This is a genomic window from Brevundimonas sp. GW821-FHT12E07 (assembly GCF_058807035.1).
In genome coordinates this window covers 628,801-650,149 of the sequence record NZ_JBXAQH010000003.1, presented here as the reverse complement: position 1 = coordinate 650,149, position 21,349 = coordinate 628,801, and the positions used below count along the sequence as shown (strand labels likewise).

Annotated in this window: 18 protein-coding genes; 12 read left to right on the top strand and 6 right to left on the bottom strand. The window is 67.3% G+C overall.

The window, feature by feature from the left end:
* Window positions 1–74 precede the first annotated feature (74 nt).
* From AC1ROD_RS14970 to AC1ROD_RS14960, 3 genes are all read left to right on the top strand, one after another.
* Window positions 75–1,835 (top strand): cellulase family glycosylhydrolase, encoded by a 1,761-nt coding sequence (locus tag AC1ROD_RS14970; RefSeq protein WP_492949058.1) that lies wholly within the window; start codon window positions 75–77, stop codon window positions 1,833–1,835.
* Window positions 1,836–1,953: 118 nt separating this feature from the next.
* Window positions 1,954–3,621, top strand: coding sequence for an energy-dependent translational throttle protein EttA (gene ettA / locus AC1ROD_RS14965; protein ID WP_207870882.1), 1,668 nt, complete (start codon window positions 1,954–1,956; stop codon window positions 3,619–3,621).
* Window positions 3,622–3,712: 91 nt separating this feature from the next.
* The gene (locus AC1ROD_RS14960; protein ID WP_492949057.1) at window positions 3,713–4,642 is read left to right on the top strand and encodes a 2-hydroxyacid dehydrogenase; all 930 of its coding nucleotides are present in this window, start codon (window positions 3,713–3,715) and stop codon (window positions 4,640–4,642) included.
* Window positions 4,643–4,646: 4 nt separating this feature from the next.
* Here AC1ROD_RS14960 and AC1ROD_RS14955 read toward each other — a convergent pair whose 3' ends face one another.
* Window positions 4,647–5,144, bottom strand: a complete 498-nt coding sequence (locus AC1ROD_RS14955; protein WP_492949056.1) for an EF-hand domain-containing protein — start codon at window positions 5,142–5,144, stop codon at window positions 4,647–4,649.
* 140 nt (window positions 5,145–5,284) lie between these two features.
* On the opposite strand from AC1ROD_RS14955, the gene AC1ROD_RS14950 reads away from it, so the two are divergent.
* The 6 genes from AC1ROD_RS14950 (at window position 5,285) to metH (ending at window position 13,181) form a co-directional block, all read left to right on the top strand.
* Complete coding sequence (locus tag AC1ROD_RS14950; protein WP_492949055.1) at window positions 5,285–6,250, top strand: ArsR/SmtB family transcription factor; 966 nt, start codon at window positions 5,285–5,287, stop codon at window positions 6,248–6,250.
* The gene (metF, locus tag AC1ROD_RS14945) at window positions 6,250–7,221 is read left to right on the top strand and encodes a methylenetetrahydrofolate reductase [NAD(P)H] (protein WP_492949054.1); all 972 of its coding nucleotides are present in this window, start codon (window positions 6,250–6,252) and stop codon (window positions 7,219–7,221) included. The genes AC1ROD_RS14950 and metF overlap by 1 nt, the downstream gene beginning before the upstream one ends.
* A gap of 1 nt (window position 7,222) precedes the next feature.
* Window positions 7,223–8,317, top strand: a complete 1,095-nt coding sequence (locus AC1ROD_RS14940; protein WP_492949053.1) for a homocysteine S-methyltransferase family protein — start codon at window positions 7,223–7,225, stop codon at window positions 8,315–8,317.
* 80 nt (window positions 8,318–8,397) lie between these two features.
* Window positions 8,398–9,957, top strand: coding sequence for a flavin monoamine oxidase family protein (locus AC1ROD_RS14935; RefSeq protein WP_492949052.1), 1,560 nt, complete (start codon window positions 8,398–8,400; stop codon window positions 9,955–9,957).
* A 14-nt stretch (window positions 9,958–9,971) separates the two neighbouring features.
* On the top strand, window positions 9,972–10,502 hold the full coding sequence (locus AC1ROD_RS14930; protein ID WP_492949051.1) for a RidA family protein: 531 nt from the start codon (window positions 9,972–9,974) through the stop codon (window positions 10,500–10,502).
* 12 nt (window positions 10,503–10,514) lie between these two features.
* A complete protein-coding gene (metH, locus tag AC1ROD_RS14925; RefSeq protein ID WP_492949050.1) occupies window positions 10,515–13,181 on the top strand; it encodes a methionine synthase in 2,667 nt (888 codons plus the stop codon).
* 37 nt (window positions 13,182–13,218) lie between these two features.
* On the opposite strand, the gene AC1ROD_RS14920 is transcribed toward metH, so the two are convergent.
* Window positions 13,219–13,800 carry a hypothetical protein gene (locus tag AC1ROD_RS14920; protein WP_492949049.1) on the bottom strand — a complete coding sequence of 194 codons (582 nt, stop codon included), beginning with the start codon at window positions 13,798–13,800 and terminating at the stop codon, window positions 13,219–13,221.
* A 194-nt stretch (window positions 13,801–13,994) separates the two neighbouring features.
* Complete coding sequence (locus tag AC1ROD_RS14915) at window positions 13,995–16,991, bottom strand: TonB-dependent receptor domain-containing protein (RefSeq protein ID WP_492949048.1); 2,997 nt, start codon at window positions 16,989–16,991, stop codon at window positions 13,995–13,997.
* A 284-nt stretch (window positions 16,992–17,275) separates the two neighbouring features.
* Between AC1ROD_RS14915 and AC1ROD_RS14910 the strand changes: the two genes are divergently transcribed.
* Window positions 17,276–17,827, top strand: a complete 552-nt coding sequence (locus AC1ROD_RS14910; RefSeq protein WP_492949047.1) for a hypothetical protein — start codon at window positions 17,276–17,278, stop codon at window positions 17,825–17,827.
* Window positions 17,828–17,836: 9 nt separating this feature from the next.
* Complete coding sequence (locus AC1ROD_RS14905; protein ID WP_492949046.1) at window positions 17,837–18,241, top strand: protein tyrosine phosphatase family protein; 405 nt, start codon at window positions 17,837–17,839, stop codon at window positions 18,239–18,241.
* Window positions 18,242–18,244: 3 nt separating this feature from the next.
* Here the strand turns inward: AC1ROD_RS14905 and AC1ROD_RS14900 are convergent, their stop codons facing one another.
* Entirely contained in the window at window positions 18,245–18,391 is a 147-nt protein-coding gene (locus AC1ROD_RS14900) for a hypothetical protein (RefSeq protein ID WP_492949045.1), read from the bottom strand.
* Window positions 18,392–18,575: 184 nt separating this feature from the next.
* Here AC1ROD_RS14900 and AC1ROD_RS14895 point away from each other — a divergent pair, with 184 nt between their 5' ends.
* The gene (locus AC1ROD_RS14895) at window positions 18,576–19,481 is read left to right on the top strand and encodes an MBL fold metallo-hydrolase (RefSeq protein ID WP_492949044.1); all 906 of its coding nucleotides are present in this window, start codon (window positions 18,576–18,578) and stop codon (window positions 19,479–19,481) included.
* Here AC1ROD_RS14895 and AC1ROD_RS14890 read toward each other — a convergent pair.
* Together AC1ROD_RS14890 and aroC are read right to left on the bottom strand one after the other, a co-directional pair.
* Window positions 19,478–20,191, bottom strand: coding sequence for a hypothetical protein (locus AC1ROD_RS14890; protein WP_492949043.1), 714 nt, complete (start codon window positions 20,189–20,191; stop codon window positions 19,478–19,480). The genes AC1ROD_RS14895 and AC1ROD_RS14890 overlap by 4 nt on opposite strands.
* Window positions 20,192–20,254: 63 nt before the next feature.
* Complete coding sequence (aroC, locus tag AC1ROD_RS14885) at window positions 20,255–21,340, bottom strand: chorismate synthase (protein ID WP_492949042.1); 1,086 nt, start codon at window positions 21,338–21,340, stop codon at window positions 20,255–20,257.
* Window positions 21,341–21,349: the final 9 nt, after the last annotated feature.

Below are 21,349 nucleotides of genomic sequence, written 5' to 3'. Positions count from 1 at the left end.
GGCCATGGGCCTCTGGTCAAGCGCCGCCTGAAATGTGATCGTTCTCAACGGAAACGTCCCGTGGAAGAACATCAATGGTCGCCACACGCCTGATCGCCGCCTGCGGCGCCTTTTGTCTTGCCCTCGCGGCCTCTGCGGCCTCGGCGCAGGTCACCTCGCCGGACCCCGGCTTCCTGCATGCGCGCGGGACCGGGATCGTCGACGGTCAGGGCCGTCCCATCATCCTGCGCGGCATGGGTCTGGGCGGCTGGGTTCTGCAGGAGGGCTATATGCTGCACCTGCCCGAACTGGGTCAGCAGCACGTCATCCGGGCCCGCATCGCCGCCCTGATCGGGGAGGAGAAGACCGAGGCCTTCTACGCCGCCTGGCGCGCCAACTACGTCACCAAGGCCGACATCGACGCCATGGGCCGCTGGGGCTTCAACTCGGTGCGCGTGCCGCTGCACTACGACCAGCTGACCCTGCCCGCCGACCGCGAACCGACACCGGGCGCGGACCGCTGGAACGAGGCCGGGTTCAAACAGATCGATGACCTGATCGGTTGGGTGAAGGCCAACGGCATGGTCCTGATCCTCGACCTGCACGCCGCGCCGGGCGGTCAGGGGACCGACCTCGCCATCTCCGACCGCGATCCGTCGAAGCCCTCGCTGTGGGACAGTCCGGAGAACCGCAGGAAGACCATCGCCCTGTGGCGCAAACTGGCCGAACGCTATGCCGACGAGCCTGCCGTCGGCGCCTATGACATCATCAACGAACCCAACTGGGACTTCGAAAGGCCGGGTGGCGGGCATGGCTGCGAGGAGACGACCAACGCCCCCTTGCGCGGCTTGATGATGGAGATCACCGCCGCGATCCGCGAGGTGGATCAGCGCCACCTGATCGTCATCGAGGGCAATTGCTGGGGCAACAACTATCGCGGCGTCCTGCCGGTCTGGGACGACAACACGGCCCTGAGCTTCCACAAATACTGGAACGCCAACGACCCTGCCTCGATCGCCGACATCGTCAGGCTGCGCGACGAGAACCAGGTCCCGATCTGGCTGGGGGAGTCGGGAGAGAACTCCAACACCTGGTTCCGCGACGCCATCCGCCTGGTCGAGGACGAGAACATCGGCTGGGCCTTCTGGCCACTGAAGAAGATCGGCTTCAACCAGCCGCTGGAGGTGGTTCCCAACCCCGGCTGGGCGGCGCTCGTGGCCTACCTGACCGGCAAGGGACCGGCCCCCACGCCCGCCGAGGCCGAGGCGACCCTGATGCGGATGGCCGAACACGACATCCGGTTCGAGAACAACACCGCCCACCCCGACGTCATCGACGCCATGCTGCGCCAGCCGCACTCGGACGCCACAGCTCCCTTCGCCGACCACCGCATCGGAGGCGGCCCCGCCGTCATCCCCGCCGTCGATTACGACCTCGGCCGCGTGGGCCACGCCTGGTCCGACACGCGCGACGCCAGCTATGAGACCCCGAGCCAGAGGATCTGGTGGAACACGGGGCGGACCTACCGCAACGACGGCGTCGACATCGCCCGCGAGGCGGACGGCGCGCCGGTCGTCACCGACTTCACCACCGGCGAATGGCTGAGGTACACGTTGACAGCGGAGGCCGCCGGGGCGCGGAGAGTGACGGTGTCCGCCCGGAGCGGTGCGCCCGCCCGACTGTCGATCCGTCTGAATGGCGCGGCGCCGGTCGAGGTCGCGGTCCCCGCCTCAACCGACTGGCGGGAGGTCTCGACGCCGCCACTGTCGTTTGCCGCGGGGACCAACACCCTGATCCTCAAGGTCGAGGATTGCGACGGGTGTGCGGTGCGCAGTCTGATGGTCGCCGCCGATTGAGGCTTCCGCCCTCAAAACGCCCCCTGTCCCGGCTACGTCATTTGCCACCCGGCGCGCGGATCGCTACATCCCGCCCCTATTCCCATTTCCGACGAACCCGAAGGGCGCACCGCTCCCCATGGCGCAGCAATATATTTTCCAGATGCAGGGTCTGACCAAGACCTTCCCTGGCGGCAAAAAGATCTTCGAAAACATCTGGTTGAGCTTCTACAACGACGCCAAGATCGGCGTCGTCGGCGTCAACGGCTCGGGTAAGTCCACCCTGCTGAAGATCATGGCCGGACTGGACAGCGAGTTCACCGGCGAGGCCAAGGCCGCCGACGGCGTCAAGCGCGGCTATCTGGAGCAGGAGCCCCACCTCGACGACGCCCTGACCGTTCGTGAGAACGTCGAGGCCTGGTGCGAAGAGAAGCAGTGGGTCAACCGCTTCAACGCCATCGCCATGGAAATGGCCGAGGAATACTCGGACGAACTCATGGAGGAGATGACCGCCCTTCAGGAGAAGATCGACGCCGGCGACGTCTGGGACATCGACAGCCGCATCGAAATGGCCATGGACGCCCTGCGTTGCCCGCCGGACGACTGGATGACCACCAACCTGTCCGGCGGTGAGAAGCGTCGCGTGGCCCTGGCCCGCCTGCTGCTGTCCAAGCCCGACATGCTGCTGCTCGACGAACCGACCAACCACCTGGACGCCGAAAGCGTCGCCTGGCTGCAGCACCATCTGGAAGCCTTCCCCGGCTGCGTCATCCTGGTGACCCACGACCGTTACTTCCTCGACCTCGTCACCAAGTGGACGCTCGAACTCGATCGCGGCAAGGGCATCCCCTACGAAGGCAACTACTCCGGCTGGCTGGAGCAGAAGCAGAAGCGCGTCGTGCAGGAGCAGTCGGAATCCGAAGCCCGCCAGCGCGCCCTCACCCGCGAACTGGAATGGGTCCGTTCGGGCGCCAAGGCCCGTCAGGCCAAGTCCAAGGCCCGTCTGGCCGCCTATGAGAAGATGGTCTCCGAGCAGGAGAACTCGCGTCAGGCCCAGACCCACGCCGTCATCCAGATCCCGCCCGGCCCGCGCCTCGGCAATGTCGTTCTGGAGGTCGAGGGCCTGCAGAAGTCCTATGGCGACAAGGTCCTGTTCGACAACCTGACCTTCAAACTGCCGCCCAACGGCATCGTCGGCGTCATCGGCCCCAACGGCGCCGGCAAGTCGACCATGTTCAAGCTGATCACCGGCCAGGAAACGCCCGATGGCGGCACGGTCAAGGTCGGCGAGACGGTCAAGCTGGCCTATGTCGACCAGTCGCGTGACGCGCTCGATCCCAACAAGACCATCTGGGAAGAAGTCTCCGGCGGCACCGACGTGATGCTGGTCGGTAAGCGCGAGATCAACACTCGTGCCTATGTCGGCTCGTTCAACTTCAAGGGCGGCGACCAGCAGAAGAAGGTCGGCCAGCTGTCCGGCGGTGAGCGCAACCGCGTCCACCTGGCCAAGACCCTGGCGACCGGCGGCAACCTGATCCTGCTCGACGAACCGACCAACGACCTGGACATCGAGACCCTGCAGAACCTCGAAGAGGCGCTGGAAGAGTTCGCCGGCTGCGCCGTGGTCATCTCCCACGACCGCTGGTTCCTCGACCGTCTGGCGACCCACATCCTGGCCTTCGAGGGCGACAGCCACGTCGAATGGTTCGAAGGCAACTTCGAGGCCTATGAAGAAGACAAGAAGCGCCGCCTGGGCGCCGACAGCCTGATCCCCCACCGGATCAAGTTCCAGAAGTTCGGGCGCTGATTTCAACCGGCTCCGATGTGAACGGCCTCCCTCGCGGGAGGCCGTTTTCGTTTCGGGTGGCGTCTGTCGACGGCCGGCGTAATCTGGCCCCATGACCACCCGCCCCGCCGTTCTGATCATGCAGCGCCATCTCGGGCAGCTGACGCCGTTTCTGGAGGGCGCTTACGACGTCTATCGCTTCTGGGAAGGGCCGCCGGCGGAGGTCGAGGCGCGGATCGGGGCGATTGTGGTGGCGGGCGAGTTCGAGCTCGACAAGGCGCTGATCGAACGACTGCCGAACCTCAAGCTGGTCGCCTGTTTCACCTCGGGCTACGACCGGATCGATGTCGACTGGTGCCGGGCGCGCGGCCTGCCGGTGACCCATGCGCCGGGGGTCAATCACGAGGACGTCGCCGACCACGCCATCGGCCTGATCCTGGCGGCGAGGCGCAAGATCGTCGAGGGCGACCGCCATCTGCGCGCGGGCGAATGGACGCCGGAGACGCGCATCCTCACCCCCTCGCTGAAGGGACAGAAGGTCGGGATCGTCGGGCTGGGCCTGATCGGTCAGGCGGTGGCGCGTCGCGCCGAGGCGATGCGGATTGCGGTGCGCTGGTGGGGGCCGCGCGACCGCCCCGCCGACTGGCCGCGCGCGGCGACCCTGCTCGAACTGGCGAAGGACAGCGACATCCTGGTCGTCGCCTGCCGGGTGGACGACAGCAATGTCGGCCTGATCTCGAAAGAGGTTGTGGAGGCGCTGGGTCCGTCAGGCTTGCTGGTCAATGTCTCGCGCGGCCAAGTGCTGGACGAGGAGGCCGTGATCGCGGCGCTCAAGTCCGGCGCGCTGGGTCAGGCGGCGCTGGACGTCTTCACCCATGAGCCCGTGGACCCTGCCGACTGGGCGGATGTGCCCAACACCGTGCTCACGCCCCACACCGCCGGGGCCACGACAGAGGCGGTGCAGGGCATGTTGATGCTGATGGTCCAGAACCTGGCGGCGGTCTTCGCCGGCGAACCGTTGAAGACCCCCATCCGGGACTAAGGAATTACTCGCCGGAGGGCGGCTGCATACCGCCTTCGGGCATGCCGCCTTGAGGCATGCCGCCTTGAGGCATGCCGCCGCCGGGGCCGCCCTGGCCGCCGCCCTGACGCATCATGCCGCGCATGGCCTGCAGCTCTTCCGGGGTGACCGTGCCGTCGTGGTTGGCGTCCAGACGGGCGAACAGGGCCGCCGACATGGCGTGATATTCGTCCAGGGTGACCGTGCCGTCGTGGTTGGCGTCGGCGCGCTCCATGCCGCGGCCGGCGCTCATCATGCTGCCGGGGGTCGGGGGCGGGGTCAGTTCGGCGCCGGTCAGGGAACCGTCGTGGTTGGTGTCCAGGTTGTGGAAGCGGGCGTCGGACCGCTCCTGCATCTGGGCCAGGGTGAAGGGGCCCATCTGGCCCATGCCGCCCATCATCCCGCCACCCGGACCCTGCTGGGCGGAAGCGGCGAAGGGGGCGGCGGCCAGAACGGCGGCAGCGGCGAGAGCGAGGCGGATCATGGGAAAATCTCCTGAAGACTCCCGTTGAACGACGGCCCTGCGGCCTTCCGTCGCGGGAATTCGATCATTATCCCCGATCCCGCCCGGGCGCCTGCGTTTCTTCCTTGCAAAATCATATAAGGATATCTTTATATAAAGCCATGAGCCTGTCCGCTGATCAGACGATCGACGCCCTTCGCGCCGCCGGCGAACCCACCCGGCTGCGGGTGCTGTCGCTGCTGACCGGCGAGGAACTGTCGGTGATGGAGCTGTCGCGGGTGCTGCAGCAGAGCCAGCCGAGGGTCTCGCGGCACCTCAAACTGATGGCCGACGCCGGATTGATCGAACGTTTCCCGGACGGGGCCCGTGTCTTTTACCGCATCTCCTCGGACCCGCTGGCGCGGCGTCTGGTCGAGACGGTGCTGGACCTGCTGGACGATTCCGAGGGCGAGGCCGACCATCGCCGCCTTGATGAGGTTCGCGACGAACGCGCCGCCGCCGCCGCCGCCTATTTCGAACAGGTCGCCCCCCAGTGGGACCGCATCCGCTCCCTCTATGTCGCCGAGACCGCCGTTGAAAGCGCGGTCGAGGCCGCCGCCGGACCCGGCCCGTTCGAGCGGGTGGTCGATCTCGGCACCGGCTCGGGCCGGATGCTGACCCTTCTGGGCAAGAAGGCGAAGATGTCGGTCGGGCTGGATCTCAGCCACAACATGCTCAACATCGCCCGGTCGAACGTCGCCCGCGCGGGCGTCGAGAAGGTCGAGCTGAGACACGGCGACATCTTCGCGACCCGCCTGCCCTCGGCCAGCGCCGATCTGGTGATCGTGCACCAGGTGCTCCACTATCTGGCCGACCCCCACGCCGCCGTGGTCGAGGCCGCGCGACTGGTGGCGCCCGGCGGACGCATCCTGATCGTCGATTTCGCTCCCCACGAGATGGAGGCCCTGCGCGAGGAACACCAGCACCGCCGTCTGGGCTTCGCCGACGAAGAGATCGCCGGCTGGCTCAACGACTGCGGCCTGACCGCCTTGCCGCCGGTGGCCCTGCCACCCGACGCGGACGGCCTGACCGTCACCATCTGGACCGGCCTGCGCGCCGCCTCCTCTGATTCCCGAAAGGCCGCCTGATGGCTTCCGCCGCCTCCCTCCAGAGCCCTTCCCAGGGCTTGGCCGCCGCCCGTGCCCTGCTGCTCTCGCCGCTGGGCCCCGTCGCCCGCGCCGGCGACAACGCCAATCCGGTGCGGGTCTCGTTCGAGTTCTTCCCCCCCAAGACCGACAAGGCCGAGGAAACCCTGTGGGAGGCCGTGCGCCGGCTGGAGCCGCTGAACCCCGCCTTCGTCTCCGTGACCTATGGCGCGGGCGGCTCGACACGCGAACGCACCCACCGCACGGTCCAGCGGATGCTGACCGAGACCACCCTGCGCCCGGCCGCCCACCTGACCTGCGTCGAGGCCTCGCGCGACGAGGTCGATGAGGTGATCGAGAGCTACAAGGCCATCGGCGTCGACCACATCGTGGCCCTGCGCGGCGATCCGCCCGGAGCGTCCGGCATCGGCGGCGTCTATACGCCCCGCGCCGACGGATACGCCAACGCCACCGAACTGGCCCAGGCCATCAGCCGCGTCGGCGGCTTCGACATCTCGGTCGGCGCCTATCCGGAGAAGCATCCGGAAAGCCCGTCGATCGACCACGACATCGACGTCATCAAGGCCAAGATTGACGCGGGCGCGACCCGGTTGATCAGCCAGTTCTTCTTCGACATCGACGCCTTCCTGCGCTTCCGCGACCGTATCCGCGCGGCCGGAATCGACGCGCCCCTGCTGCCGGGCATTATGCCGGTGTCCAATTTCGCGGGCCTGCAGCGGATGAGCGCATCATGCGGCGCCTCGGTGCCCCAGTGGCTCGCCAACCATTTCGACGGCCTGGATGACGATCCCGAAACCCGCAAGCTGCTGGCCGCCTCGGTCGCCGCCGAAACCTGCGCCCGGCTGCAGGAAGAGGGCTTCCAGGACTTCCACTTCTACACCCTGAACCGCGCCGACCTGGTCTATGCGATCTGCCGCGTTCTGGGCGTCCGCGAACAGAAAGCCGTTGCGTAAGATGACCTCTCCCCTCTCCCGCGCCGAACGCATCGCCGCCCTGCACAAGGCCGCGAAAGAGCGCATCCTGGTCCTCGACGGCTCCTGGGGCGTGATGATCCAGCGCCGCGGCCTGGAAGAGCACGACTTCCGCGGCGACCGCTTCGTCACAGCCAACGGCTATGACGAGAAGGAGCAGATGAAGGGCAACAATGACATCCTGTGCATCACCCGCCCGGACGTCATCAGTGACCTGCACGACCAGTATTTCGGCGCTGGCGCCGACATCTCCGAGACCAACACCTTCTCCGGCACCGTCATCGCCCAGGACGACTACAAGCTGGACGAACAGGCGGTCTGGGACATCAATCTGGAAGGCGCGAAACTGGCCCGCGCCGCCGCCGACCGCTGGACCGAGAAGGAGCCGCACAAGCCGCGCTTCGCCGCCGGCTCCATCGGCCCGCTGAACAAGATGCTGTCGATGTCGTCCGACGTGAACGATCCGGGCGCCCGGCTGGTGACCTTCGACCAGGTCTATGAGGCCTATCGCCAGCAGGTGAAGGCGCTTAACGAGGGCGGCGTCGACCTCTATCTGATCGAGACCATCACCGACACGCTGAACTGCAAGGCGGCGATCAAGGCCATCAAGGACCTTGAGGACGAGGGCATGGAGGCCCTGCCGATCTGGATCTCGGGCACCATCACCGACCGCTCGGGCCGCACCCTGTCGGGCCAGACGGCCGAGGCCTTCTGGAACTCGGTGCGCCACGCCAAGCCCTTCGCCATCGGCTTCAACTGCGCCCTCGGCGCCGATCTGATGCGGCCCTTCATCGCCGAACTGAGCCGCGTCGCCGACACACTGGTCGCTGCCTATCCCAACGCCGGCCTGCCCAACGCCATGGGCCAGTACGACGAGGAGCCGCACGAGACCGCCCACTTCATCGAGGAATGGGCCGAGGCCGGTCTGGTCAATATCGTCGGCGGCTGCTGCGGCACGACGCCAGACCACATCGCCCACGTCGCCCGGGGCGTTTCGAAACTGCCGCCGCGCCCCATCCCGGAGCGTCCGGTGGCCATGCGACTGTCGGGGCTTGAGCCCTTCGAAATGGCAGGATGACTGTCCGCGCCCGTCCTTTTCTGTGGTCACGCTTCCGGAAGCGTGTTGCTCTTCTCGCATCTGCGAAAAGGGGCTGAATCATGAGCGGGACGAGGCGGGCGTTTCTGACACGGTTGGCGGCGGCAGCCGGGACCGGCGGGATGTATATGGCCATGCGGGCCATGGGTCTGGTCGATGACGGCGTCGCCCACGCCGAGACCCCGTCCCTTCAGCCCGGCTCGGGCAATGGATCCAGCGTGGTCATCCTCGGCGCCGGCCTGGCCGGACTGAGCGCCGCCTGGGAGCTGAAAAAGGCCGGATACGCCGTCACCGTGCTGGAGGCCCGCGACCGGGTCGGGGGACGCAACTGGACCGTCCGGCGCGGCTCGAAGATCGCCCACACCGACAAGCCCGAACAGACCTGCACGTTTGAAGACGGCCAGTATTTCAACGCCGGCCCAGGCCGTATCCCCAGCCACCATCAAGCCACGCTCGGCTACTGCCAGGAGCTGGGCGTCGAGATCGAGGTGCTGGTCAACCACTCCGAAAGCGCCCTTATCCAGGCCGAGGGCTTCAACGGCGGCAAGCCGATGCAGATGCGTCAGGCCATCCACAATGTCCGCGGCCATGTCGCCTCCCTGCTGGCCAAGGGGGTGAAGAATGGCGGCGTTGATACGGCTCTGGGCGCCGAGGACCAGGCCCGGCTGGTCGAGAATCTGATCGGCTGGGGCGGGCTGGATCCGGACCTCGCCTTCCGCCACAGCGAGACCTCGGGCCTGATGATCGAACCGGGTGCCGGGGATGTCGTCGGCAAGCCGCGCGACGCCATGATCCTGGCCTCCCTTCTGCATCCGGCGGCCTGGGGGGCGCCGACCTTCCACGACATCATCGACATGCAGGCGACCATGCTCCAGCCGGTCGGGGGCATGGACCGCATCCCCATGGCCTTCGCCGAGAAGCTGGGCCGCGCCATCACCCTGAACGCCCAAGTCACCGGCCTGAAGCGCAAGGGGGCGGGCGTCGAGGTGACCTGGAAGGACCGGGCGGGCGCCAGCCACGCCGTCGCCGCCGACCACTGTATCTGCACCATCCCCTTCCCGGTCCTGGCCGGGATCGAGAACGACTTCTCGGCCAATCGTCAGGCCGTCGTGAAGAACGCGGTGTACGGCGACTCGGTCAAGATCGCCTTCCAGTCGCCGCGCTTCTGGGAGAGCCGCGACCAGATCTACGGCGGCCTGTCGTTCACCGACCGCGACACCCTGATGACCTGGTATCCGTCGGGCCGCTTCCTGCATCCCACGGGCATCCTCGTCGCCGGCTACAGCTTCGCGCGGCCCGCGACGCGGCTGGGCTCCCTGCCGCTGGCCGAGGGCCAGGCCTATGCGCGTGAGACGGTCGAACGGCTGCACCCCGGCCAGTCGGGCAAGCTGACCGACGGCGTCACTGTCCACTGGGGCCAGATTCCGTTCAACCTCGGCATCGCCGGCGAGGTGGCCCAGGAGGACCCCGCAGGCTATACGCTGATGAACGATCCCGACGGCCCGTACCTGTTCGCGGGCGAGCACCTCAGCCACGTCGGCGCCTGGCAACAGGGCGCCATCGTCTCGGGCTGGCGCGCCGTCAACGCCATCGCCGCCCGTCGCCAAGCTCAAGCCGCCTGAAGGAGACCGTGACGATGTTCAAGACCCTCACTGCCGCCGCCCTGCTCGCCGCCTTCGCCGCCCCGGCCCTCGCCCAGACCACGTCGCCGACCGCGCCTTCGTCGACGATCGAACGCACCTACCCCTCTCCCACCGCCTTCATCGCCTCGACGGTGACCGTGCCCGCCGGGACCGAGCTGATCTTCCTGTCGGGCCAGTTGCCTGACGTCGCCGACGCCACGGCGCCCGCGGGAACCGTCGCCGCCTATGGCGACACCGAGACCCAAGCCGCCTCCACCTTCGCCAAGATCGAACGCCTTCTGGCCACGCGCGGCCTGACCATGGGCGACGTTGTCTCCATGACCGTCTATCTGACCGCCGCGCCGGGATCGGACCGCATGGACTTCGCCGGGATGATGAAGGCCTACGGCAAATATTTCGGCACGGCCGAACAACCTAACCGCCCCTCGCGCTCGACGGTGCAGGTCGCGGGCCTCGCCGGCCCCGGCTTTCTGATCGAGGTCGAGGTCACGGCCGCCCGCACCCCCGCGGCGACCGCCCACTAAGGATACCCTGTCTTGCGTCCTGCCTATCTCAACATCGGCGAACGAACCAACGTCACCGGTTCGGCCAAATTCCGTAAGCTGATCGTCGAGGGGAACTATACCGCCGCGCTCGATGTCGCGCGTCAGCAGGTCGAGGCCGGCGCCGCCGTCATCGACATAAACATGGACGAGGGCCTGCTGGATTCGAAGCAGGCCATGATCACCTTCCTCAACCTGATCGCGGCCGAGCCCGACATCGCCCGCGTGCCGGTGATGATCGACAGTTCCAAGTGGGAGGTGATCGAGGCCGGGCTGAAGTGCGTCCAGGGCAAGCCCATCGTCAACTCCATCTCCATGAAGGAGGGCGAGGACAAGTTCCGCGAACAGGCAGTGGCCTGTCTGCGCTACGGCGCCGCCGTCGTGGTCATGGCCTTCGACGAAGTGGGTCAGGCCGACACCGCCGCGCGCAAGATCGAGATCTGCACCCGCGCCTACCGCATCCTGGTGGACGAGGTCGGCTTCCCGCCCGAGGACATCATCTTCGACCCCAACATCTTCGCCGTGGCGACGGGGATCGAGGAGCACGACAACTATGCCGTCGACTTCATCGAGGCGACGAAGGTCATCAAGGAGACCCTGCCCTACGCCCGCGTCTCGGGCGGGGTGTCGAACGTCTCGTTCAGCTTCCGCGGCAATGAGCCGGTCCGCCGGGCCATCCACTCCGTCTTCCTGTACCACGCCATCGCCGCCGGCATGGACATGGGCATCGTCAACGCCGGCGACCTGCCGGTCTATTCCGACATTGACCCCGTGCTGCGCGAGGCCGTCGAGGACGTGATCCTGAACCGGCCCCAGCGTACAAACGTCTCCAACACCGAACGACTGGTGGACATCGCCCCGGGCTTCAAGGGCGACAAGACCGAGGCCAGGGTCGTCAATCTGGAATGGCGCAACGCCCCCGTCGGCAAGCGCATCGAGCACGCCCTGGTCAATGGCATCACCGAGTTCATCGACGCCGACACCGAAGAGGCCCGCCTGTCCTTCGACCGGCCGCTGCACGTCATCGAAGGTCCGCTGATGGACGGGATGAATGTGGTCGGCGACCTGTTCGGCTCGGGCAAGATGTTCCTGCCGCAGGTGGTGAAGTCGGCCCGCGTCATGAAGCAGGCCGTCGCCTGGCTGGAACCCTTCATGGAGGCCGAAAAGGCCGGCAAGCCGCGCGAACAGGCCGGCCGCATCCTGATGGCCACCGTCAAGGGCGACGTCCACGACATCGGCAAGAACATCGTCGGCGTCGTTCTCCAGTGCAATAACTACGAGGTCATCGACCTGGGCGTCATGGTTCCGGCCGACCGCATCCTGGACGCCGCGAAGGAGCACAACGTCGACATCGTCGGCCTGTCGGGTCTGATCACCCCCTCGCTGGACGAGATGGTCTTCGTGGCGCGCGAGATGGAGCGGCGCGGCTTCGACATCCCCCTGCTGATCGGCGGCGCCACCACCAGCCGCACCCATACGGCGGTGAAGATCGAGCCTGGCTACCATCGCGGCTCGACCACCTATGTCATCGACGCCTCGCGCGCCGTGGGCGTGGTCTCTGGCCTGCTGTCGAAGACCGAGCGTGCGAAGAACGAGGCCGCCACCCGCGACGAATACGTCCGCATCCGCGAGCAGTACGCCCGCGGCCAGGAGGTCAAGGCGCGCGCCAGCCTCGTTCAGGCGCGGGCCAACCGTTTCCTGCCCGACCCGGCTGATCGCATGCCCGGCAAGCCGTCCTTCATCGGCGTGCGCGCCTTCGACAGCTGGGACCTGCAGGATCTGGCCGACCACATCGACTGGACGCCCTTCTTCGCCAGCTGGGAGCTGATCGGCCGCTATCCGCTGATCCTCGAGGACGAGATCGTGGGCCAGGCGGCGAAGGACCTGTTCGCCGACGCGCAAGCGATGCTGAAGCGGATCGTCGAGGAGAAGTGGTTCACGGCCAAGGGCGTCGTCGGCTTCTGGCCGGCCCGCGCCGTTGGCGACGACGTCGCCGTCTTCGCCGACGAGAGCCGCACCGACGAGATCGCCCGCTTCCACACCCTGCGCCAGCAGATCGCCAAGACGAACGGCAAGCCCAACCTGGCGCTGTCGGACTTCATCGCGGAAGAGGGCGAGGACTATATCGGCGCCTTCGCCGTCACCGCCGGCCATGGCGAGCTGGAGAAGGCCAAGGCGTTCAAGGACGCCGGCGACGACTATTCGTCGATCATGGCCGCAGCCCTGGCCGACCGCCTGGCCGAGGCCTTCGCCGAACGGCTGCACAAGGAGGTCCGCACGCAGCTCTGGGGCTATGCGGCCGAGGAGACGACCAGCGTCGATGACCTGATCGCCGAACAATATCAGGGCATTCGCCCCGCCCCCGGCTATCCGGCCCAGCCCGACCATACGGAGAAGGCGACCCTGTTCCGCCTGCTCAACGCGGGCGAAAACGCGGGCATGGCCCTGACCGAAAGCTTCGCCATGACGCCCCCGGCCTCGGTCTCGGGCCTCTACTTCGGCCATCCGGGCAGCCACTATTTCGGCGTCGGCAAGATCGATCGCGACCAGATCGAGGACTATGCCCGTCGCAAGGGCTGGGACGTCGAGACCGCCGAACGCTGGCTGGCCCCGATCCTCAACTACGAGCCCGGTCAGGCTGCGCGAGGCGCGGCGGCCTAAAAACAAAACCCTCTCCCAGAGGGAGAGGGCCAACCGCCTACTGCGCCTGCTCCACGCCCTCGCTCTTCAAGCCGACCTCTTCCAGCGTCGCCGGCGGGGTGGTGATGTTCTCGCGGATGCGGCGGGCGGCGTGTTCGCAGCGGCCCGGCAGGCCGAAGAACAGACCGAAGGACTGGCTGCGCGCCGCCTCGTCGGTCTGGGCCAGGACCGCGGTCCAGCGGGCGGTCGCCTCGGCGGCGGCGGTGTCGGCGGCGGCGCGGGCGGCGGCCGACTGGCGCGACCGGGCCACGGCCAGTGCGCCTCGGAAGTCCGCAGCTTCCAGCTTGCCCAGACGGATGATCTCCAGATCCTCGGGATTCCGGTCCGTCAGGGTCTCGCCCAGCTTCACATGGCCGCTGACCAGGGCGTCGCACCAGGCGACCAGGGGATAGTCCTGGTCCGGCGCGCCGCGCGGCATGGGGTTGGAGTAGGCGAGCGCCTCACGCATCCGCAGTTGGGCCGGGGTCTCGGCGACCGCGGCGTCGGAAGCGGTGGCGATTGGCCCATCCTGGGCCTCATTCGGCGCCGGAGCCGTCTGGGTCTGGAACAGCAGGGCGGCGGCGGCGAGGAGGCTCAGCATGAAGAATCCGAAGTCGTTGAAACGGCTTGCCGGTGGGACATCCCGACGGCGCGCACCGTAACGCTTGCCGGGCTGGAATGGTTTTTCCGGGGCGAAGAAAAATACCGCTCCAAAGAAAAAGGCGGCGGACCCGAAGATCCACCGCCCGTTTCCGTGTCGAAAGTCCGCCGGTCCCGAAGGACCGACAGGTTTCCTTAGAAGTTCGCCGTGACGCTGACGAACATGAAGCGACCCAGGGTGTCGTAGATCTGCCCGTAGGTGTTGCCGTTCTTCGAAGTGTCGCCCGAGTAGGTGAGCGGCGGATCGCGGTCGAGGACGTTGTTCACACCGACGCGGCCCGAGACCGTGTCCGTGATCTGCCAGTCGGCCGAGATGTCGAAGTAGTTCTGGGCTTCCAGTTCGTGGTCCAGACGCGTGGGTTCCGTACCGAGGCTCGAGCCGTACTCGACCGAGCTGTAGTAGCGCCACGTGCCGGCGACCGAGACGTTCCAGGGCGTGTTCCAGCCGAGGCGGACGCGGTGGCGCCACTCGGGGTTCGGAACGCCGCAACCGGTGTTGCCGTAGTAGCCGACGCAGTCCTGGATCGAGGAGGCCTGGTTCAGACCATCGTCCGATTCCAGCTTCTCAACCCAGGTGCCGACGAAGGCCAGGCTCATGGAGCCGTACGACGGGGCGCCGAGGTCAGCCAGGTCGAAACCGTAGCTGGCGTTGACGTCCACGCCCGAGGTCTTCACGCCACCGATGTTGATGTTGGTGGCTTCGATGTAGCCCGAACCGATCCACAGCGAACCGTTGGCCGGGTTGCGGTGGATGAGGGCGCAGGCCGAAGCCAGGTTGTCCTCATAGCAGCTGTCCAGGGTCGTGACCGGATCGAGCGAGCTGACGGCGTTGTCGAGCGTGATGTCGAAGTAGTCGACCGAGGCGTTAAAGCCCGGCAGGAAGCTCGGCGTGAACACGACACCGGCGGTGAAGGTGTCGGCTTCTTCCGGCGTCAGGTTCGGGTTGCCGCCGAACAGGGCGTTGTACTGGTCAGCGCCGTTGTTCAGGCCCGTCGAGCCGTAGTTGATGTTCGGCACGCCGGTGGCGAAGCATTGCGCCTGGGTGGCGGTCGGAGCGATCGGGTTGCCGTTGCTGTCGAAGTTCGCGCCGCAGGGATCGCGGGGAATGCCGACGAGGCCGACCGTTTGCGGGTTGAACAGTTCGACGACGTTCGGCGCGCGAACGGCGTGCGAGAAGCTGGCCCGCAGGCGCAGGTCCTGGACCGGCGCATAGTCGGCGCCGAACTTGTAGGTGTCCGTCGACAGGTTCGAATATTCCGAGTGACGGAAGGCGGCGTCGACCGAGGCCGAATAGGCCCAGGGTTGATCGTCGGCCAGCGGCACCTGGATTTCGCCGAACACGTCGGTGACGTCCGAGGCGCCCGAGATGTTTTGCGGAGCCGAACCCTGACCCGCGCCGTCACCCGAGGTGAAGGTGATGTCGAAGGTGTTTTCCAGGTAGTCGCGGCGGTACTCGACGCCGAACGCCACCTTCAGGCCGCTGGCGGCCCAGGGCGACTGGATGCCATAGACGCCCAGGTCGCCGGTGACGGCAGCCGTGACGACCTGCTGCGTGGTCGTGCCGGTGTTGACCAGCGGAACCTGCAGATAGTCCAGGGCGGCCTGGGTGACGCCACCGGCCGAGAAGACGTTGTAGGGCACGCAGTTCGGGTCGGTGCCGTTGGCGACGGAGCGGCAGACCGGGTTGCCGTTGACGTCGCTGACGACGTCCAGGGCGTTGGTCAGACGACGGATCGAGAACTCGTTCAGGTAGGTACGCGCCAGGCGGACCTTCGAGAACTGGGCGGCGATGTCGTAGTTCCAGCCGTCGGTGATCAGGCCACGCAGGCCGACCACAGCGCGGTAGGATTCGTAGGTGATCGAGTCCTGACGACCGCCGCCTTCGACGTTACGACGACCGATATAGTAGGGCTTCGTGTTGTCGGCGGCGATGTCCGCAGCAGAGCACTGGATCGCCGTCCGTTGTTGAGCCGACAGCAGCGGGTTTCCGCAGTTGATGGTGCCGGTGTTGAAGAAGTCGCCCGACGGAGCGATCTGGGCCACCGACTGGTAGTCCGAGAACATCAGCTGGGTGAAGGCTTCAGCGTGCTCGTTGATCTCGTAGTGACCGAACGCGCCCAGGGTGTAGCGTTCGTCCGGGCGCTGGTAGTAGTTGGCCGGACCGAAGTTGTACTGGTCAGTCGCGTTGTTGAACGGGACGAAGGTGTTGCCCGAGACGGTGTAGTTATGGCCGGCGAAGTCGTTGAACTGGCCGGTGGCAGAGGTGCCGGAACCACCGCAGGTGTAGGTGTTCGCGCCGAGGGGACCGTTCGGCAGGGCGATCGTACAGGCCGAATAGTCGCGGTTGGCTTGCAGGATGGCGTTGTTCGAGCGGTAGCCGGCGTAGGCCAGCAGGTTGCCCTTGCCGTCCGGCGAGCTGACGCCCATCGAAATGGTGATGTCGCGGCTTTCACCGTCCGACACGTTGTCGTCGGGCAGCGCGAACTGGGCGGGGTTGGTCGTCGCACGACGAGCAATTTCGGCGCGGACATTGCCGGTGCCGTCGTAGTCGTTGTTGTGCTGGTACATGCCGTATTGGGCATTGATCTGGATGCCTTCCAGATCCTTCTTCATGATGAAGTTGACGACGCCGGCGATGGCGTCCGAACCGTAGACGGCGGAGGCGCCGCCCGTCAGGACTTCAACGCGGTCGACCAGCTGGCCGGGGATCTGGTTCAGGTCGGCGGCGGTGTCGTTCGGCGAGCCGTAGCCCATGCGGCGACCGTCGATCAGGACCAGGGTGCGGTCCGAACCCAGGTTACGCAGCGAAACCGTCGCCGTGCCGGACGCGCCGTTCGAAACGGTCGAGTTCTGCGAGGTGAAGGCTTGCGGCAGCTGGGTGACCAGGTCCTCGACCCGGGTGACGCCCTGGACGTCGATGTCCTCGCCGGTCACCTGGGTGACGGGGCTGGTGGTCACGAGGTTGGCTTGCGGAATGCGCGAGCCCGTCACGACGACTTCGGCGACTTCATCGCTCTGCGGATCGGCCGCCGGCGCGGTTTGCGCAAAGGCGGGAGCCGCGAAGGCCGCGAGAGCGGCCCCGGTGATGATGGTCGTCGCCAGAAGGCGTTGACGCGTTTGTTGGGTTCTCAAGGATCGTTCTCCTGAATGTGGCCCCGCTCCTTCCAGAAAGCTGGGCCCGACCTCTGTTTTGGTTTTCGCTGACCCCGGACCGGATTTCCGGATCGCTGACGAAGGTTAGGCGCCTTGTTCCGTGTTGCGCCACAGCAATTACGTATGTGTAACAAACTCGCCCCGGGACTGTCGTATTCGAGACACGTTCTCTCCCGGGGCGACTATGACCCGACGGGCGACCCGGCTAAGGTCGTTCGAGACGAAAAATTTCCTGAATCCAATCGGAACTGGTGAACTCTACCATGCGTTTGCGCCCGCTAGCCCCGCAGGGGACCCCCGCCCTCTTCTTTGCCGTTACCTGTTTCGCCGCATTCGCGAGCGCAGCATCGGCTCAGCAAGCTTCTTCAAATGAACGACCCGAAGTCCTGTCCCGGCTGGTCGCCTGTCGCGCCGTGACAGCTCCGGAAGCCCGTCTGGCCTGCTATGACGCGGCCGCCGGAGCCCTCGACACCGCCCAACAACAGGGGGAGGTGGTAGTCGTCGACCGGGCCCAGGTTACCGCCGCCCGTCGCCAGTTGTTCGGTTTCGAACTGCCCGCGATCACGCTTTTCGACTCAGGCCCGGCCCCGGAACGGATCGACTCGGTTGAGACAACTTTGACCCGCGCCGTCATGGCCGGAGAGAACAAATGGGTATTTGTACTGTCCGACGGCAGCACCTGGCGTCAGCTCGACAGCGAGCGAGTCTCCTTCCAGAACGAGGCCGGGCAGGCGGTGCGGGTGCGTCGCGCCACCCTCGGCAGCTATCTTTTGACTGTCGGGCGTAGCCGCGCCGTGCGCGTTCGTCGGCAATAGGAGCGAGAGATGTCGGCTTTTCGCCAACTGGTTCCCGGCGTCATGGTCGCCGGCCAGATCCGGCCGGAGGACCTGGCCGAGGCGGCGTCGCTGGGCGTGCGCCGCATCATCAACAATCGGCCCGACCATGAAGAGCCGGGCCAGCCGACCTCGGACGAGATTGAGGCGGCGGCCCACGCCGCGGGACTGGACTATGTCCACGCCCCCGCCCGGGGCCTGCCCGACGCCGGCGTCGTCGACGCGGTCGAGGCGGCTCTTGAAGACGGCGCGCCGGTGCTGCTGTTCTGCAAGTCGGGCATGCGATCGACCGCCGCCTGGGCCCTGGCCTCAAGCCGGTCCGGCGTGCTTTCCCGCGACGAGATCCTGACCGCCGCGGCCGGGGCCGGCTATTCGCTCGGCGGCCTGCCGCTCTAGACCCTACCGCGTAAGGCTGGCCCGGGCCGCATAGGGCGCCGGCTCGGGCGTGCACGAGGCGGTGATCAGTTGCGCCGCCATGAGACACAGGATGGCCGCGGCGATGGGCTGGAGCCGATTTGAGACATTAAAGGCGATGGTCTTGGCCACGACGCAGCTCCGGAAGGGGATTTACGTCTTGTTAAGGCAAGGGTCAGGCCAGCCCCGGGGGCCACTGAGAAATCCGCCTCTGGGCCGGGGGCGGATTTTCGGCGAGGCGGATGGACCGGTTCGGGTCTAATCAACCGCCTGAAACCCGCGCGCTGACGCCCGTGCGCTGATGGAAAGTCGCCCGATGATTCCTTTCGTCCGTGACCTCGATGTCGTCTACGGCCGCTGCGACCAGGTTTCGCCGCGGATACAGAGGGTCATCGCCGACAATCCCGGCCCGTTCACCTTCACCGGCACCGGGACCTATATCGTGGGGCGTCCCGAACCGGGGGCGGAGGTCGCGGTGATCGACCCCGGCCCGCCTGACGACGCCCACCTCAAGGCCCTGTTCGCGGCGGTCGAGGGGCGGCGCGTCACCCATGTGCTGGTGACCCACACCCACCGCGACCACTCTCCCCTCGCCCGCCCCTTCGCCGAGGCGACCGGCGCTACGATCCTGGCCGCGCGCCCCCCCGCCCACACCATCCACGCCTCCGCTCCGCTGGAAGAGGATGAGGACGACGACTTCGCGCCCGATGTGATTCTGACCGGCGGCGAAGTAATCCAGGGCGACGGCTGGACCATCGAGGCCATGGCCACCCCGGGTCACGCCTCCAACCACATGGCCTTTGTCCTGAGGGAAGAGAACGCCCTGTTCAGCGGAGACCATGTCATGGGCTGGTCCACCACCGTCGTCGCTCCGCCCGACGGGGACATGGCCGACTATATGGCCAGCCTAGACGCCGTCATCGCCCGAAACTTCACCACGCTGTGGCCGACGCACGGGGCGCCGGTCACCGATCCCGCGCCCTTCCTCATCGCCTATCGCGCCCACCGCCAGGCGCGCGAGAATCAGGTGCTGGACCGTCTGGCCGCCGGAGACCGGACGGTCGCCGAGATGATCCCCGTCCTCTACGCCGCCGTCGACAAACGGCTGTGGCCGGCCGCCAGCCTGTCGGTCCTCGCCCATCTGGGAAAGCTGGTGCGCGACGGCCGGGTCACGGCCGAACCGGCGCCGGGTCTGGACGCGATCTGGAAGCTGGAAGCCTAGGCGGTCATCCCGGCGACGATCTTCTGCGCCAGACGACAGGCCTGCCCCCGGTCACGCCGCGGGTTGCGCGCCGTCACCCGCACATCGGTCCGTCCGGGCCGGATTCGCACGACGGCGTCATAGGGCTGGTTGTACCAGAAGCTGATCCAGGTGCCGGCCCCGCCGCCGACGCCGGCGGCAGGCACGTCGAAGCCGGCCTTGTCCAGGGCGTAGGCCGCGACGCCGGGCGCCACCTGGGTCGGCAGGGCGGCGATCGGGCAGCCCCCGGCCCCGGCGTCAGCCGGAACGGGCGACGACCCCATTTGAGCCCGCGAGGCGATGATCCGCTCGGGGTAGTAGGGCGTGTCCGAGGCGTCGGTCGAGACGTCGCCGCCGCCCCTTGCGTCCCGCTCCAGCGCGAAATGCCAGCCGAAGCCGGCCAAGGTTATCGCCGATATCACCACCGCCGCCAGTCCCAGCGAGCCGGCGTAGCGACGCTCGGCCAACCCGGCCGTCGCGGCGGCCAGGGCGCCGAAAACGCCGAGGACGGCGAGACCCAGCGCGACCTTCATCGTCAGCAGGTCGATCGCGAAATCCAGCGGCCAGACGCCGAACTTGTAGCCGATCGCGGCGGCGAAGGCCGTCAGCGGGGCGAGGACTGCGACCAGCAGACCCAGCCGCGCGCGGCGGAACATCCTGTCGCGACGATCATGCAGGGGCGAAGCGGTCATGATCTCAACCTAGCCAAGGCCAACCCTTCCGGCCACCCCCAACCCGTGGGGGTTGAGCGACCTTCAGCCGACCTGGGCCCGGTGCCTCAGCATCGCATCCGCCAGGACGCAGGCGGCCATGGCCTCGACCACCGGCACGCCGCGCAGGGCGACGCAGGGGTCGTGGCGGCCCTTGGTCCTCAGATCGACCTCCTCGCCGTCACGGTTGACAGTCTGGCGCAGGGTCAGGATCGACGACGTCGGCTTGAACGCCACCTTCAGGGTCAGCGGCTGGCCGGTGGAGATGCCGCCCAGAATCCCGCCCGCATGATTGGACAGGAAGACGGGGTTTCCGTCCTCGCCCATCCGCATCTCGTCCGCATTGGCTTCGCCGGTCAGTTCGGCGGCGCCGAAGCCCGCGCCGATCTCGACGCCCTTGACCGCATTGATCGACATCATGGCCGCGGCCAGTTCGGCGTCGAGTTTGGCGTAGAGCGGCGCGCCCCAGCCGGCGGGCACGCCCGTGACCTCCAGCGCCACCACGGCCCCGATCGAGGACCCGGCCTTGCGGACCCCGTCCAGATAGGCCTCCCATTCGGGCACGACGGCGGCCGAGGCGGCGAACAGCGGGTTCTGATAGACGGCGTCGAAATCGATCACCTCGTCGGCGATCCGATGCGGCCCCAGCTGGACGACGCCGGCGCGGATCTTCACGCCCTCGCCGAGAACCTTTCGCGCCACGCCGCCCGCCGCGACCCGGCTGGCCGTCTCGCGCGCCGAGGACCGGCCGCCGCCGCGATAGTCGCGCACCCCGTATTTGGCCTGATAGGTCACATCGGCATGGCCGGGGCGATACGCCCGGGCGATCTCGCCATAGTCCTTGGACCGCTGGTCCTCGTTCTGGATCTCGATGGCGATCGGCGTGCCCGTCGTGACCGGCCCGTTTCCATCGTCGAAGACGCCCGACAGGATGCGCGCCGTGTCGCTCTCGTTCCTCTGGGTCACGAAGCGGCTGCCGCCGGGCTTCCTCAAGTCCAGCCAGGGCTGCAGGTCCGCCTCGGTCAGGGCGATCAGGGGCGGACAGCCGTCCACCACGCAGCCGATCGCCGGCCCATGGCTCTCGCCCCAGGTCGTCACGCGAAACAGATGGCCGAAGGTGTTGTGGGACATGGTCCCCGC

Coding starts and splice junctions, on each gene's coding strand:
- AC1ROD_RS14935 (WP_492949052.1), top strand. CDS start 8,398: ATGAGCGGGACGAGGCGGGCGTTTCTGACACGGTTGGCGGCGGCAGCC.
- AC1ROD_RS14930 (WP_492949051.1), top strand. CDS start 9,972: ATGTTCAAGACCCTCACTGCCGCCGCCCTGCTCGCCGCCTTCGCCGCC.
- metF (WP_492949054.1), top strand. CDS start 6,250: ATGGCTTCCGCCGCCTCCCTCCAGAGCCCTTCCCAGGGCTTGGCCGCC.
- AC1ROD_RS14905 (WP_492949046.1), top strand. CDS start 17,837: ATGTCGGCTTTTCGCCAACTGGTTCCCGGCGTCATGGTCGCCGGCCAG.
- ettA (WP_207870882.1), top strand. CDS start 1,954: ATGGCGCAGCAATATATTTTCCAGATGCAGGGTCTGACCAAGACCTTC.
- AC1ROD_RS14940 (WP_492949053.1), top strand. CDS start 7,223: ATGACCTCTCCCCTCTCCCGCGCCGAACGCATCGCCGCCCTGCACAAG.
- AC1ROD_RS14970 (WP_492949058.1), top strand. CDS start 75: ATGGTCGCCACACGCCTGATCGCCGCCTGCGGCGCCTTTTGTCTTGCC.
- AC1ROD_RS14920 (WP_492949049.1), bottom strand. CDS start 13,800: ATGCTGAGCCTCCTCGCCGCCGCCGCCCTGCTGTTCCAGACCCAGACG.
- AC1ROD_RS14960 (WP_492949057.1), top strand. CDS start 3,713: ATGACCACCCGCCCCGCCGTTCTGATCATGCAGCGCCATCTCGGGCAG.
- aroC (WP_492949042.1), bottom strand. CDS start 21,340: ATGTCCCACAACACCTTCGGCCATCTGTTTCGCGTGACGACCTGGGGC.
- AC1ROD_RS14895 (WP_492949044.1), top strand. CDS start 18,576: ATGATTCCTTTCGTCCGTGACCTCGATGTCGTCTACGGCCGCTGCGAC.
- AC1ROD_RS14955 (WP_492949056.1), bottom strand. CDS start 5,144: ATGATCCGCCTCGCTCTCGCCGCTGCCGCCGTTCTGGCCGCCGCCCCC.
- AC1ROD_RS14890 (WP_492949043.1), bottom strand. CDS start 20,191: ATGACCGCTTCGCCCCTGCATGATCGTCGCGACAGGATGTTCCGCCGC.
- AC1ROD_RS14910 (WP_492949047.1), top strand. CDS start 17,276: ATGCGTTTGCGCCCGCTAGCCCCGCAGGGGACCCCCGCCCTCTTCTTT.
- AC1ROD_RS14950 (WP_492949055.1), top strand. CDS start 5,285: ATGAGCCTGTCCGCTGATCAGACGATCGACGCCCTTCGCGCCGCCGGC.